The organism is Burkholderia sp. 9120, from assembly GCF_000745015.1.
GTDB lineage: Bacteria > Pseudomonadota > Gammaproteobacteria > Burkholderiales > Burkholderiaceae > Paraburkholderia.
In genome coordinates this window covers 50,360-64,555 of sequence record NZ_JQNA01000001.1, presented here as the reverse complement: position 1 = coordinate 64,555, position 14,196 = coordinate 50,360, and the positions used below count along the sequence as shown (strand labels likewise).

The following is a 14,196-nucleotide window of genomic DNA, read 5'->3' as shown; positions in this document are numbered from 1 at the left end:
TGGCAAGCGTTTTGAAGCAGGCGCGGGTAAACGATAAACAGAAAAGCAAGCAGAATCGGAACGTCGTTCCTATCTCGGTGATATATTGCGCCGAAAGGGAGAGCCCGGCGTAAGAACGGGACCTTACCGGGTGATTCACCCGACAACGGGACGCGAAGTCCATGGAGGAGGCATGAAGCTCAAGAAGGCCATCGACCGCGTACCAGGCGGCCTGATGCTGGTGCCGTTGTTGCTCGGCGCCTGTGTCCACACCTTTGCGCCTGGCGCGGGGAAATATTTCGGGTCGTTCACCAACGGTCTGATCAGCGGCACCGTGCCGATTCTGGCCGTGTGGTTCTTCTGCATGGGCGCGACGATCGACCTGCGGGCAACCGGCGTGGTGCTGCGCAAGTCGGGCACGCTGCTCGTCACCAAGATGCTGGTCGCGTGGATCGCGACGCTGATCGCCGCGCGTTTCATACCGATCGACGGCGTCAAGGCGGGGCTATTCGCGGGCCTCTCGGTGCTGGCGATCACCACGTCGATGGACATGACCAACGGCGGCCTCTACGCGGCGGTGATGCAGCAGTACGGCACGAAAGAGGAGGCCGGCGCATTCGTGCTGATGTCGGTCGAATCGGGGCCGCTCGTCAGCATGATCATTCTGGGCGCGACCGGTGTGGCGTTCTTCGAGCCGCGGCTGTTCGTCGGCGCGGTGCTGCCGTTTCTGATCGGCTTCGTGCTGGGCAATCTGGATAGCGAGTTGCGCGAGTTCTTCGGGCGCTGCGTGCATCCGCTGATTCCGTTCTTCGGCTTCGCGCTCGGCAACGGCATCGATCTGAACGTGATCGTGACGAGCGGCCTGCCGGGCGTCGTACTCGGACTCGGGGTGATCGTCGTGACGGGCATTCCGCTGATTCTCGCGGATCGCTGGATTGCGGGAGGCAATGGTGCGGCGGGGCTGGCGGCGTCGTCGACTGCGGGCGCCGCGGTCGCGAATCCGGCGATCATCGGCGAGATGATTCCGCGCTTCAAACCGCTGGTGCCGGCGGCGACCGCGATGGTGGCAACCGCGTGTCTGGTGACGGCGATTCTGGTGCCGATCCTGACGGCGCTGTGGGTGCATCGGCATCAGTCGCGGAACGCGTCGTCAGGCGAAGGCTTGGAGGCGGGGAAGGCGCCGCCCGCGCCGTTGAATGAGCCGCGCGACGCGCATGTTTGAGGGTGGGGCGGACGTTGGCTCGCTCAGCGGGCCATCTTCCGCTCCAGCATCGCCTTCACCTCAAGCCACTCATCGTCGATGATGCTAAAGCGCGCCGAATTCCGTTTGCGTCCATCCGGCATGATGCGTTCATGCCGGACGATGCCTTCCAGTTTCGCGCCGATACTCAGAATCGCCGCGCGCGATTTCTCGTTCGATTCGTCGGTGGTGAGTTGCACGCGCACGCACTGCATCGCTTCGAATGCATGGCGCAACAGCAGATACTTCGCTTCGGTGTTCACGCCCGTGCGCTGCATCGACTGACTCAACCAGGTGTGACCGATTTCGAGCTTGCGGTTGATCCGGTCGATTTTCCAGAACCGCGTGCTGCCGACCAGCTTGCCCGTATCGCGTTTAACGATCACGAACGGCATCACCGTACCGCCCGCCCGGCTTTCGAGCGCGGCGGCGATAAACGCGCCCATGGTTTGCGGACCCGGCACCACGGTGACGGTCATGTTCCACAATTGGCCGTCCGCGGCGGCGTCGAGCAGGCCTTGCTCGTGTTCCGGCTGAAGCGGTTGAAGTTCGAGGGTCTTGCCAGTCAGCGTGGGTTGCATGAGTCGGGGCAGGTTGTCGTTGTTCACGGTCGTCACAATAAAAAAGTCCGCGAGCAACACCTCGCGGACCCGGCACAGTAAACGTTGCTGACCAGGCAGCGGGAGCAAGCGCTCCCGAACTACCTTAAGGCCACAGCGGCCATAGCGAGCGCTTAAGCCGCCGTCACCGAAACCGACTTGGTGACCAGATAGGCTTCCATTGCTTCCGGACCGCCTTCCGAGCCGTAGCCGGAATCCTTCACGCCGCCGAACGGCATTTCCGGCCAGGGCGTAGCCGGCTGGTTGATCCACAGCATGCCGACTTCCATCTGTTGCGACAGCATGTGCACGTTGCTGAACGACTTCGTGTACGCATAACCGGCGAGGCCGAACGGCAGACGGTTGGCTTCGGCAATCGCTTCTTCGAGCTTGTCGAAACCGCGAATCGCGGCGATCGGGCCGAACGGCTCGTTGTTGAACACGTCCGCTTCGAGCGACACGTTGGTCAGCACGGTCGGCGCGAAGAAGTTGCCTTCCGAGCCGATCCGCTCGCCACCCGTTGCCACCGTCGCGCCGGTCTTGCGTGCGTCGTCGAGCACCTTGCTCATGGCCGTGAGGCGGCGCGCGTTGGCGAGTGGCCCGATGGAGGTGCCTTCCGTCAGACCGTCGCCGAGCTTGAGGCTTTCAGCATGCTTGACCAGCGCCGCGGCGAATTCCTCGCGGATGCTGTTATGCACCAGGAAACGCGTCGGCGAGATGCAAACCTGCCCCGCGTTGCGGAATTTCGCGGCGCCGGCCGCCTTGACGGCGAGCGCCACGTCCGCGTCTTCGGCGATGATCACCGGCGCGTGACCGCCCAGTTCCATCGTGGCGCGCTTCATGTGCGCGCCGGCCAGCGCGGCCAGTTGCTTGCCGACCGGCGTCGAGCCGGTGAACGTGACCTTGCGGATCACCGGGTGCGGGATCAGATAGCTCGAAATCTCGGCCGGATCGCCGAACACGAGGCCGACCACACCAGCCGGTACGCCCGCTTCGACGAACGCCTGCAGCAGCGCTGCGGGCGACGCCGGGGTTTCCTCCGGCGCCTTGACGAGGAACGAGCAACCGCAGGCCAGCGCCGCGCTCAGCTTGCGCACCACCTGATTGACCGGGAAATTCCACGGCGTGAAAGCGGCGACCGGGCCGATCGGCTCCTTCAGCACCAGTTGCTGCACCGACAGGTTGCGCGGCGGCACGACCCGGCCGTAGACGCGGCGGCCTTCGTCCGCGAACCACTCGATGATGTCCGCCGCGGACAGCACCTCGACGCGTGCTTCACCCAGCGGCTTGCCCTGTTCCAGCGTCATCAGACGGGCGATGTCGGCGGCGCGCGTGCGTACCAGTCCGGCAGCCTTGCGCATGATCGCGGCGCGCTCGTTGGCCGGCACCTTGCGCCAGGCCTCGAAACCACGTTGCGCTGCGGCCAGCGCCCGGTCGAGATCGGCAATGCCGGCATGGGCCACTTTGCCGATCGGCTGGCCGGTCGCGGGATTGACGACGTCGAGGGTCTTGCCGCTCGCGGCGTCGCACCACTCGCCGTTGATCAGGAGTTGGGTGTCGGTATAGCTCGGAATGGCCATGCTGGGGTTCCTGTAAGTGGGAAAACGACAGGCCGCGCGGTCGTGAAACATTGGGCTGAAACAGCGCGGCCAGGGATGGACTGCCGATACCAATCATCTTATCTGATTGCAGCCGATGGCATCGACCACGCGCCCATCCGCGGCGCCCGGCACGCGGCTTGCGGCACGGCTGCCGCGACGGCGGCAACGTAGTGGAAGCGGCGTCGCGCAAAGAGGCGTAAAGTCAAACGGCAGTGGCACGAACCGGCGCGGCCCCGCGGCGGCAAATGCAGCCCCAATCAACCCGATGCACAAGGAATCGACATGCCAACCGGTACAGTGAAATGGTTTAACGACGCGAAAGGCTTCGGCTTCATCACCCCCGACGACGGCGGCGAAGATCTGTTCGCGCATTTCTCGGAGATTCGTTCCGAGGGCTTCAAGTCGCTGCAGGAAAACCAGAAGGTCAGCTTTGAAATCAAGCAGGGGCCGAAGGGCAAGCAGGCAGCGGATATCAAGCCGGTGTGAAGGTGCGGGCAGCCGGTCCGTGCGCGTGAGTGCGCGGCCGGTCATGCGTCGCGGGTAGCGTCGGCGCAGTCTCGAATCGTCCGCGAAATCGCCTTCCGGCTGTAATAAATTTTGCCTGGAAGCGATGGTACAAACTCGTCGGAGCCAGGCCGACGAGCGGACTTCCACGTCAGCGCCACGCGCGCTGCGGCGGACGTTTTTTCTTCAGGTTTCCTTCAGCTTCGCTCCGTAGTATTTAGCGCGATTCACCCGTTTCCCCGCGGGTAAGTGTGCCGATAGTTTTCCGACAGAAAACTGAAAGCACCCATCCAGGCTTGCCGGAGCGTCAATGAAAACCCTGTTTTTGCAGGCGCCGTCGTATGACGGCTTCGACGGTGGCGCGGGTTCGCGCTATCAGGCCAAGCGTGAAGTCCGTTCATTCTGGTATCCGACGTGGCTCGCCCAGCCCGCCGCGCTGGTGCCCGACAGCCGCGTGCTCGACGCGCCCGCCGACGGCCTGTCCGTCGACGCCACGCTCGACATCGCCCAGCAATACGATCTGGTGGTGATCCACACCAGCACGCCGTCTTTCCCCACCGACGCTTTATTCGCCGAAGACCTGAAAAAGCGCAGGCCCGCGATGCTGATCGGCATGGTCGGCGCGAAGGTCGCGGTCGATCCGCACAACTCGCTGATCGCGAGTGATGCGATCGATTTCGTCTGCCGCGAAGAATTCGATTTCACCTGCCAGGAAGTCGCCGAAGGCAAACCGTTCGCGCAGATCAAGGGGCTGAGCTACCGCGCGCCCGACGGTTCGATCGAACACAACGAAGCCCGTCCGATCCTCGAGAACATGGACGAACTGCCGTTCGTCGCGCCGATCTACCAGCGCGATCTGAAGATCGACAATTATTTCATCGGCTATCTGAAGCATCCGTACGTGTCGATCTACACGGGCCGCGGCTGCCGCTCGAAATGCACGTTCTGCCTATGGCCGCAAACGGTGGGCGGGCATCGCTACCGCACGCGCTCCACGGAGAACGTGCTGGAAGAAGTGAAGTGGATTCGCGACAACATGCCTGAAGTGAAAGAGATCATGTTCGACGACGACACCTTCACCGACTTCAAGCCGCGCGTCGAGGAAATCGCGCGCGGTCTGGGCAAACTCGGCGTGACGTGGTCCTGCAACGCGAAGGCGAACGTGCCCTACGCGACGCTGAAAATCATGAAGGAAAACGGCCTGCGCCTGCTGCTGGTCGGCTACGAATCGGGCGACGACCAGATTCTGCTGAACATCAAGAAGGGCTTGCGTACCGATATCGCGCGTCGTTTCAGCGACGATTGCCGCAAGCTCGGCATCAAGATTCACGGCACCTTCATTCTCGGCCTGCCCGGCGAGACGCAGGACACGATCCAGAAGACGATCGAGTACGCCAAAGAGATCAATCCTCATACCATCCAGGTCTCGCTTGCAGCGCCGTATCCGGGCACGACGCTGTACAACCAGGCGGTAGAAAACGGCTGGCTCGAAGAGAACAAGGTGATCAACCTCGTCAGCAAATCGGGCGTGCAGCTGGCGGCGATCGGCTATCCGCATCTGTCGCGCGACGAGATCTTCCATCAGCTCGAGAACTTCTACAAGCGCTTCTATTTCCGACCCTCGAAGATCTGGGAAATCCTGCGCGAGATGCTGACCAGTTGGGACATGATGAAACGACGCCTGCGTGAAGGCGTCGAATTCTTCCGCTTCCTGCGCGCTCACGAGGCGTGAGCGCCTTGCATCTGGTCGCCGCCGCGCTGGCCTGTGCGTGCGCGGCGGGGGCGGCGTTCGGCGTCGCCTATACGGTGCTGGCCGGCGCGCTGATCGGGCGCTTCTTCGCGCGAGCGGTGTCCGAGCCGAGCAGCTTTCCGCCGGTCACGATCGTCAAGCCGCTGCACGGCAACGAATGGGCGTTGCTCGCCAATCTGTCGAGCTTTTGCCAGCAGAACTATCCGGGTCCGGTGCAATTCCTGTTCGGCGTGCACGATTGCGCCGACCCCGCGCTGCACACCGTCGACGACCTGCGGCGCCTGCATCCCGGCGCGGATATCACCGTGGTGGCCGACACGCGCCTCTACGGCCCGAACCGCAAGATCAGCAACATCCTCAATATGCTGCCGCAAGCGCGGCACGACGTGCTGGTGTTCGCCGATAGCGACGTCAGCGTCGGCCCGGATTATCTGCGCAACGTGATCGGCGAATTGCAGAAGCCGGGCGTCGGGCTTGTGACCTGCGCGTATCGCGGCGCGCCCGATCCGGGTTTCTGGCCGAGGCTGTCGGCGAAGGCGACCAATTATCAGTTCCTGCCCGGCGTCGTGACCGGTCTTGCGCTCGGCCTCGCGCGTCCGTGCTTTGGTCAGACGATCGCGATGCGGCGCGATACCCTCGAAAAAATCGGCGGCTTCACGCCGTTCGTGCGGCACCTCGCCGAAGATCACGCAATCGGCGAAGCGGTGCGCATGATCGGCGAGAAGGTGGTGATTCCGCCGTTCACGATTTCGCACGCGTGCGTCGAAACGAGCGCGATGCAACTGATCGCGCACGAACTGCGCTGGAGCCGCACGATTCGCAGCGTCGATCCGCTCGGGCATCTCGGCTCCGCGTTGATCCATCCGCTCGCGTTCGCGTTGCTGACCGTGATGTTTTCCGGCGGTGCGCCGTGGGCGTGGGCACTCGCGTTGCTGGCGATGAGCGCAAGGCTTGCGCTGAAGCTGCTGTCCGATCGTGCGCTGCGGCAAGCGCGTCGCGATCTGTGGTTGTTGCCGTTATGGGATATCGTGTCATTTGCGATTTTCGTCGCGAGTTTCTGGTCGTCGCGCGTGATCTGGCGCGGCTTCAGTTTCAAGGTGGACGGCGACGGCCTGTTGTCGGCGCAGCCGGACGAATGACGAACGAATCATCCACGAATGACGGATCAACGGCAGTCCGGATCGGCCATGAAACGCGGCTTTCCCGAACCTCTACGTCATGCCGCGCTCGGCGCGGCGAATCCGAATCGCGCGCGCGAGGTGGCGCCGTGATCAAGCACCTCGGTCGCGCGGCCGCGCTCGCCGGCTTGCTGGTGTCGCTGTGGCTCGTCTGGCGGGAGAATCCCGGCGCCGTACTCGGCGCGTTGCGGGCGGCCGGCGCGGGTCTGGTGCTGGCGGCGCTCGCGCACATACTGCCGATGATCGCCAACGCCTGCGACTGGCGTTCGCTGATTCGCGGCGCGAACCGGCCGAGCCTCGGCCGGATGCTGCATCTCGTGTGGGTACGCGAATCGGTCAACTGCATGCTGCCGGTCGCGCGGATCGGCGGCGAAGTCGTGTCGTTCCGCATGCTCAGGCGCTGGGGTGTGCGACCGTCGATGGCGGTGGGCAGCATCATCGTCGACATGCAACTCACGGTGATCAGCCAGCTGATGTTCACGATGGTGGGCATCGGCTTTCTGTTCGCGCATGCGCATTCGGATACGTTGCGGCTGGCCTCTCAACTCGCGTGGGGCGTGGTGGTGCTGACGCCGCTATTCGTGCTGTTCGCGCTTGTGCAGCATGCGAGTCCGTTCGAACGGATGAGCCGCGTGCTCGACCGGATGACGAGCGGCAAGCTCGCGGCGCTGGTCGGTCAATCGGCGCGGATCGATCAGACCATCAAACTGATCTGGCGGCGGCGCGGCGTGGTGCTGCGCTATCTGTTCTTCTGGCAGCCGCTGCAATGTCTGCTGACGTCGCTGGAAATCTGGATCGCGCTGGTTTTTCTTGGTGTGCGTATCACGCTGGTCGAGGCGGTGGTGATCGAGTCGCTGATCCAGGCAATCAGCAGCGCGGCGTTCTTCGTGCCGGGCGGTTTGGGAGTGCAGGAGGGCGGGTTTATTCTGATCGGCGGTGCGCTGGGGCTCGAGCCTTCGCTGTGTCTTGCGCTGGCCGGCGCGCGGCGGATTCGCGATCTGTTGATGTTCGTGCCGGGGCTGATTGCGTGGCAGTTCGCGGAGTCGTCTAAGCGTGCGCCTGAGGGGGCTTCGGAACAGATGGGGCTTGTGCCGACTGTACCGTCTGTCCCGCTCGCCGATCGGCAAGTGGCGGGCGAAGCGAGCCAGCGTTAGGGCGCGGCTGCTGCTTCATCACACCGCACCGCACCGCATCACATCGCTTCACCGCACCGCCGCGTATGCCGGAAACGACACCTCCACCGACAAACCACGCTCGCCAATCCCCCGGCCGAGCCGCAAATCCGCGCCGAAATGTTCCGCGATCCGCGCGACGATCGACAAACCCAGCCCGCTCCCCGTCGCCTGATTGCCGGTCGCGCGAAAGAAGCGATTCGTCAGACGGTCGAGATCGCCAGGCGCGACGCCCGGGCCGTCGTCGCGCACCGTCAACTGCACCCGGTCGACCGCGTGTTCCACCGCGACCTCGATGCTGCCGCCGGTCTGCCCGTACTTGATCGCGTTATCGAGCAGGTTGTCGAGCAGAATCCCGATCAGCACCGGCTCCGCATGGATCTCGGCGCGCAGATCGCCGGTGAGCGTCACGCGGATATGTTTCTGCTGCGCATTGCGTTCGTTGGCGAGCAGCGCGTCTTTCGCGACCGCAGCGGGCTTGAGCGGCACCGTGGACAGTTTCTCGTGCACGTCGAGTCGCGCCAGCAGCAACAGTTGCTCCGCGAGCCGCGCGCTGCGGTCCACGCCTTGCACCACGCGTTCCATCGCGAGCCGCTGCAATGCCGTATCCGGTTCGGCGAGCGCGACTTGCGCCTGCACCTTGATCGCGGCGAGCGGCGTTTTCAGTTCATGGGCGGCGTCGGCGGTAAACGCGCGTTCGCGCTCCAGCGAATGCAACAAGCGCGACAGCAGCAGATTGATCGCGTCGACGAGCGGGCGCACCTCGGTCGGCGCGCGGCCAATGTCGACCGGTTCGAGGCGGTTGACGTCGCGCGAACGGATCGCGCCCGACAGCACCTTGAGCGGCGCCAGACTCAAACCGATACTGAACCACACCAGCAGCGCGAGCACCGGCAGCGCGATCAGCGTAGGCCGCGCAATCCGGCTCGCCACGCCGCTCACCAGATCGCTGCGCGTATTGGCCGGTTCGAACACGCGCACGATATGGCCGAGGGTGGTGTCGCGCAACGTGAACGAGTGGTACCGCTGGCCGCCGAGCGTGACGTCCTGGGCGCCGCTCGCGGGCGGCACCGGCAGATCCCACGCGTTGAGCGCATGCAATTGCGGGCTGCCCGCCAGCATGTCGCCGTTTGCCTTGCGTACCTGGAAGAGGGCGTCGCGCGGCAAGGCGTCGTCGTCATCGGCGTCGTTCGCACCGGGCTCGCCGCCTTTCTCTTCTTCGCGCACGTCAATGCGCGCATTCGCAAGCGTGGTCAGATTGCGTTGATCGAGCAGCGCGAGAATCTGCGCGAGTTCCGCGAGGCGCGCTTCTTCCCACTCGCTGACTTCACGCTTGGCCTGGCCGTAACTGGTGATCAGCGCGACACCCCACACCAGCACGATGCTGGCGAGCACCAGCAGAACGAGGCGCCGGCGGATAGACGGCGACATTACGTTTTCTCCACGACGTAGCCGATATTGCGCACGGTGCGGATCAGCTTGGCGCCCAGTTTTTTACGCAGGTTCGACACGTGAACTTCGATCGCGTTGCTCTCGATTTCCTCCTGCCAGCCGTACAGGCTTTCTTCGAGCCGCGAGCGCGATTGCGGAATGCCCTGGTGCGTCAGCAACTGCATCAGGATCGCCCATTCGCGCGACGTGAGCGGCACGCGCGTCGCGCCCACCTCCACGGTTTGCGCGCTCGGATTGACGGTCAGATCCCGATAACGGATCAGCTCGACGCTGCGGCCCTGTGCTCGCCGCAGCAAAGCCCGGCAACGGGCGATCAGTTCGGTCAGATCGAAGGGCTTGCCGAGGTAGTCGTCGGCGCCGGCTTCGAGACCGCTCACGCGGTCCACGACCGTACCCTTCGCGGTCAGCACCAGCACCGGCACGTCTTTGCCCGCGCCGCGCAAACGCTTCAGTAATTCCATACCGGAAACGCGCGGCAAACCGAGGTCGAGTATCAGCAGTGCATACGCGGTGGTGTCGAGCGCGAGACCGGCTTTGTGGCCGTCGCGCGCCCAGTCGACGGTGAAGCCGGCCTGCCGCAAACCGGCCTCGATTCCGCAGCCGATCAGATCGTCGTCTTCTACGAGAAGGATGCGCATGATGGTGTGATTCCGTTCGACGTGGACCGCATGACGTCGTGGCTTTTTAAGCGTCCGACGAGCCGCTTATCTTAAGTGTAACCAGCTCGTTTGCACCGTGTTTCATGGCGTTTTTTTTCTTAAGGTTTCCTTCAGCTTGGATCGATACCATCGCCGTTCGACAGGTGACTGTCGTGTGGCCGTCATGAACGCACGGCACCATGCTGTGTCGTCGCTGTCCCGCCACGTCGTCGCAATTTGATCGTAAGCATATCGATGAAACGCATGGTCGGTTTTAATGCCGACAACGCGCACCGATGCCGGGGGCGCTGTGTGTTTCACCAGGTTAGCCAGAAGCCAGGTCACGAGACCACGCCATGAAGCCACTTACCGTCGACATGCTGCGCGCCCATCTGATCGTGGCCTCGTTCACGGCCCTGTGCGCGCAATTGCTCGCGTGCGTCGCGTTGCTGTTGTTGCCGGTCTCGCAGCAGCTATTCAGTTCCACGCCGTTCCGCTTGCTGGCGGTTGCCGCGATCGTCAGCGGCGTGATCGTGACGCGCGAATTCGCGCAGGCCGCCTTCGACTCCGCGCTGCAAAGCCGTCATGTCACCTCGCACGAGGCTCACGCTCACGCTCACGCCCACGCGCGCTGTGTCGCCATCGCCGCCGACTGTCCGCAGTGCTGGCTCGTCGTTCTCCATTTGCGCCTGACGGGCAGGCCGTTCGTGCTCGCCGCGCATTGATGGCGCCGCATCGTGGCCGCGCACGCGTTGACGGTATGGCAATGGCTTCTGTTGGCCGCGTGCGCCGGCGCATCGCTGTATGCAATGGTCGCGGCGGTGGCGATGCCGTTTTTCGGTGGACGCCGCCGTGCGGCATCCGCTTCGGCGGTTAATGCGGTGGTTAAAACAACGGTTAAAACAACGGCTAATACAACGGCTAATACAACGGCTAATACAACGGCTAATACAACGGCTAATACAACGGCTAATACAGCCGTTAGTGCAGCGACTAACGCGACACCCGCTTGCTATTCCTTCGCCAACGTCGGCGTCAGCGTGCTCAAGCCGCTGTGCGGCGCCGAACCGCGTCTCTACGAAAACCTGCGCACGTTCTGCGATCAACGCCACGGACATTTTCAGCTGGTGCTCGGCGTATCGTCGCCGGACGATCCCGCGATCGCCGTGGTGCGCCGTCTGCAAGCGGCGTATCCGCAGCACGACATCGAACTCGCAATCGACACGCGCGTACACGGCACCAATCTCAAGGTCAGCAACCTGATCAATATGGCGGGGCACGCGCGTCACGAGGTGATCGTGATCGCCGACAGCGACATCGCCGTCGAAGCCGATTATCTCGACACCGTCGCCGCGCCGCTGGCGGATCCGCGGGTCGGTGTGGTCACCTGTCTCTATGTCGCGCAGGGCGTCGGCGGATTCTGGCCGCGGCTGGGCGCGCTCTTCATCAACGAGTGGTTCGCGCCGTCGGTGCGCGTCGCGCACGCGGCCGGATCGCGCCGCTTCGGTTTCGGTGCAACACTCGCATTGCGGCGCGCGACGCTCGACCGCATCGGCGGTTTCGCCGCGCTGAAAAACTGCCTCGCCGACGATTACTGGCTGGCCGAACACGTCCGCGCACTGGGACTGCCCACGGTGCTCTCGCGCGTGATGGTGGCCACGGACGTGATCGAGCCGATCTTCGCCGCGTTGTGGCAACGTGAGACGCGCTGGCTGCGCACCATCCGCTCGGTGAATCTGTTGGGCTTTGCCGCGCTGCCTATCACGTTCACGTCGCCCTGGTTGCTGGCCGGCGTGTGGCTCACGGCTAATCTGGCGACCGGTCCAGTGGACGACCTGCACCTCACGGCGGCGTTCGCCTGCGCGGCCGGCACGCTCGCGGGCGCGGCAGCGCGCTTGTTATTGCATGGACGCGCCGCGCGTCATGAGCGGACCTTCTGGCGCGATCTGCCGCTCGTGCCGTTGCGCGATACGTTGCTGACGCTGCAATGGGCCGCGGCCGCGTTCGGCTCGCATGTCACGTGGCGTGGCGCGCGCGTGCCGCTCGACGCGTCGACGGCGCGTAACGCGGCGCTCAGCATGATGGACGTGATGGAGACTTCCGATGGTGGCTAGCCGGCCGCGCGCGCTGATCGTGACCGCCGACGACTTCGGTTTGCACCCGCGCGTGAATCTGGCGGTCGAGCGCGCGCATCGCGATGGCGTGCTGAGCGCCGCGAGTCTGATGATCGGCGCGCCGGCCGCCGCCGATGCGGTGGCGCGCGCGCGGACGTTGCCGCAATTGCGCGTCGGCCTGCATCTGGTGCTGGCCGATGGCGACGCGCTCATGCCGCGCGCGGAGATTGCCGCATTGCTCGACGAGCACGGCCGTTTCGGCGACAACATGGCGTGGGACGGCGTGCGGTTTTTCTTCTTACCGCATGTGCGCCGACAACTTGCGCGAGAGATTCGCGCGCAATTCGACGCGTTCGCGAACACCGGTCTGCCGCTCGACCACGTCAACACGCACAAGCATTTCCATTTGCATCCCACGGTGCTGGGCTTGATCCTGCAGATTGGCCGCGAGTACGGCATGCGGGCGGTGCGTCTGCCGTTCGAGGTGGGTGCGCCGCTCTGGCTGAGGCCGTGGATCGCAACGGTGCGGGCACGGCTGGATCGAGCGGGGATTGCGCACAACGATTACGTGGTGGGAATCGCGGATAGCGGCCGGATGGGTGAAGCGGTGTGGCTCCAGGCGCTCGCCGATTTGCCGGATGGCGTGAGCGAGATTTACTGCCATCCCGCCATGGCCGGCGACCGTGCGTTGAGTCACGGCATGCGGGGCTACCGGCACGCCGACGAACTGCAGGCGCTGTTGTCGCCACGAGTCGCGGCGGCAATTCGCGCGACGGGCGCGAGGCTGGGCGGCTTTGCGGATGTGTTGCCGAGGTAGCCTTCGCGCCGGAGCGGGCTGGGGCTCGCGATCGTGTCGCGCATCGCCGGGCGGCACCAGCTCGCGCTGTCGTTGCGCAATAATCCGGGCCGCGCGGGGCTGTGCGTGGCGGTGTCCGGACTGCCTGCGCACGAGGGCGAAATCGCCACATCGGCGCGTCGTTGACGGCGCCGGATTCACCGGTCCGCAGGCCGTGTGGACCCGCCGCTGAGCGTTGTCACGAGCGGGTTTCCACACGCTGCTACAATCTCGTCTTTCTCGATCGATTGTGCGCTATGGGTTTCGAACAACTTGCCGAACTGAAGAAGCAACTGGCCGCGGCGCGAGCCGAAGCGGCGCCTGCCGCCAAGCCGGATGCAAAGCGTGGTTCCAAGCCTGGCGCGAAGCCCGCTGCCCAGGCTGGCGAACGGCATCGCGCGAAGCCTGCGCAGCCGCCGCGCCGTCACGCGCCCGATGCAAAGCCGACCGCCAATGCGGACGCGAACGCCCAGGCGCCCGCGCGCGCGCGGCCGTCCGCGCACGCCAGGCCGGCGGCGGATGCGAAGCCGGTGGACCCGGTGGTGAAATCGATCGGCCGACTGCAGAAGCGTTTTCCGAATGCGTTCCCGAAGAACCCGGCGCCGAAGCTGCCGCTGAAGGTCGGCATTTTCGAAGACCTCGTGGTCCACGCGAAGGAGCTGTCGCTGAGCGAAGCCGAACTGCGCGACGCGATCAAGACCTGGTGTCGTGGCAGCCGCTACTGGAAGTGCCTCGTCGAAGGCGCGGCACGGGTGGATCTGACCGGCGGTGAATCGGGCACGGTGAGCGCGCAGGAAGCGGCCGGCGCGCAGCGTCTGCAAGCGCATCGCGCGGGTCGTGGGGCGCAGAAGGCCGCGGCCGCGGCTGCGGGTGCGGCTGATGCAACCGCGGCAGCAGCGGCGGGCGCTTCGACCGAAGCTAACGCGGCGGTGACGGCTGAGGCTTCGGCTGAAGCGACGGCTGAGGCTCCGGCTTTGACCGAAGCCGGCGCCGACAGCACGCCGCCAGCCGACGCGGCCGACGCAGCGGTCAGTCACGAAGCGGCTGCCGAAACGGCAGCCGAGCCGACACCTGAAGCTGCAACCCCAGCCGGCACCCCGCCGGCTACGCCAGCAGCATAAAAAACCACGCCAC

13 protein-coding genes are annotated in these 14,196 nt (G+C 64.7%); 9 read left to right on the top strand and 4 right to left on the bottom strand.

Annotated elements, in window-relative coordinates; translation table 11 throughout:
- Positions 1-172 precede the first annotated feature (172 nt).
- Entirely contained in the window at positions 173-1,201 is a 1,029-nt protein-coding gene (gene kdgT / locus FA94_RS00290; protein ID WP_035545747.1) for a 2-keto-3-deoxygluconate transporter, read from the top strand.
- Between the two features lie 23 nt (positions 1,202-1,224).
- On the opposite strand, the gene FA94_RS00285 is transcribed toward kdgT, so the two are convergent.
- Together FA94_RS00285 and FA94_RS00280 are read right to left on the bottom strand one after the other, a co-directional pair.
- Positions 1,225-1,800, bottom strand: coding sequence for a GNAT family N-acetyltransferase (locus FA94_RS00285; protein ID WP_035548920.1), 576 nt, complete (start codon positions 1,798-1,800; stop codon positions 1,225-1,227).
- 152 nt (positions 1,801-1,952) lie between these two features.
- Complete coding sequence (locus FA94_RS00280) at positions 1,953-3,398, bottom strand: NAD-dependent succinate-semialdehyde dehydrogenase (protein WP_035545743.1); 1,446 nt, start codon at positions 3,396-3,398, stop codon at positions 1,953-1,955.
- A 303-nt stretch (positions 3,399-3,701) separates the two neighbouring features.
- Between FA94_RS00280 and FA94_RS00275 the strand changes: the two genes are divergently transcribed.
- The 4 genes from FA94_RS00275 (at position 3,702) to FA94_RS00260 (ending at position 8,005) form a co-directional block, all read left to right on the top strand.
- A complete protein-coding gene (locus tag FA94_RS00275) occupies positions 3,702-3,905 on the top strand; it encodes a cold-shock protein (protein ID WP_007181784.1) in 204 nt (67 codons plus the stop codon).
- Positions 3,906-4,233: 328 nt separating this feature from the next.
- Positions 4,234-5,655 (top strand): hopanoid biosynthesis associated radical SAM protein HpnJ, encoded by a 1,422-nt coding sequence (hpnJ, locus tag FA94_RS00270; RefSeq protein ID WP_035545741.1) that lies wholly within the window; start codon positions 4,234-4,236, stop codon positions 5,653-5,655.
- A complete protein-coding gene (gene hpnI, locus FA94_RS00265) occupies positions 5,652-6,812 on the top strand; it encodes a bacteriohopanetetrol glucosamine biosynthesis glycosyltransferase HpnI (protein WP_035545738.1) in 1,161 nt (386 codons plus the stop codon). The genes hpnJ and hpnI (FA94_RS00265) overlap by 4 nt, the downstream gene beginning before the upstream one ends.
- Before the next feature lie 128 nt (positions 6,813-6,940).
- Entirely contained in the window at positions 6,941-8,005 is a 1,065-nt protein-coding gene (locus FA94_RS00260; protein ID WP_035545736.1) for a lysylphosphatidylglycerol synthase domain-containing protein, read from the top strand.
- A gap of 48 nt (positions 8,006-8,053) precedes the next feature.
- Here the strand turns inward: FA94_RS00260 and FA94_RS00255 are convergent, their stop codons facing one another.
- Together FA94_RS00255 and FA94_RS00250 are read right to left on the bottom strand one after the other, a co-directional pair.
- Positions 8,054-9,454, bottom strand: a complete 1,401-nt coding sequence (locus tag FA94_RS00255) for an ATP-binding protein (RefSeq protein ID WP_035545734.1) — start codon at positions 9,452-9,454, stop codon at positions 8,054-8,056.
- Positions 9,454-10,113 (bottom strand): response regulator, encoded by a 660-nt coding sequence (locus tag FA94_RS00250; RefSeq protein WP_035545732.1) that lies wholly within the window; start codon positions 10,111-10,113, stop codon positions 9,454-9,456. The genes FA94_RS00255 and FA94_RS00250 overlap by 1 nt, the downstream gene beginning before the upstream one ends.
- A 356-nt stretch (positions 10,114-10,469) precedes the next feature.
- Between FA94_RS00250 and FA94_RS00245 the strand changes: the two genes are divergently transcribed.
- The 4 genes from FA94_RS00245 to FA94_RS00230 all read left to right on the top strand — a co-directional run bounded on the left by FA94_RS00245 (position 10,470) and on the right by FA94_RS00230 (position 14,183).
- On the top strand, positions 10,470-10,838 hold the full coding sequence (locus tag FA94_RS00245) for a hypothetical protein (RefSeq protein WP_035545730.1): 369 nt from the start codon (positions 10,470-10,472) through the stop codon (positions 10,836-10,838).
- 12 nt (positions 10,839-10,850) lie between these two features.
- A complete protein-coding gene (hpnI, locus tag FA94_RS00240) occupies positions 10,851-12,227 on the top strand; it encodes a bacteriohopanetetrol glucosamine biosynthesis glycosyltransferase HpnI (RefSeq protein WP_035545728.1) in 1,377 nt (458 codons plus the stop codon).
- Positions 12,217-13,044 carry a hopanoid biosynthesis-associated protein HpnK gene (hpnK, locus tag FA94_RS00235; RefSeq protein ID WP_035545726.1) on the top strand — a complete coding sequence of 276 codons (828 nt, stop codon included), beginning with the start codon at positions 12,217-12,219 and terminating at the stop codon, positions 13,042-13,044. The genes hpnI (FA94_RS00240) and hpnK overlap by 11 nt, the downstream gene beginning before the upstream one ends.
- A 275-nt stretch (positions 13,045-13,319) precedes the next feature.
- Positions 13,320-14,183, top strand: a complete 864-nt coding sequence (locus FA94_RS00230; protein WP_035545724.1) for a ProQ/FinO family protein — start codon at positions 13,320-13,322, stop codon at positions 14,181-14,183.
- Positions 14,184-14,196 lie beyond the last annotated feature (13 nt).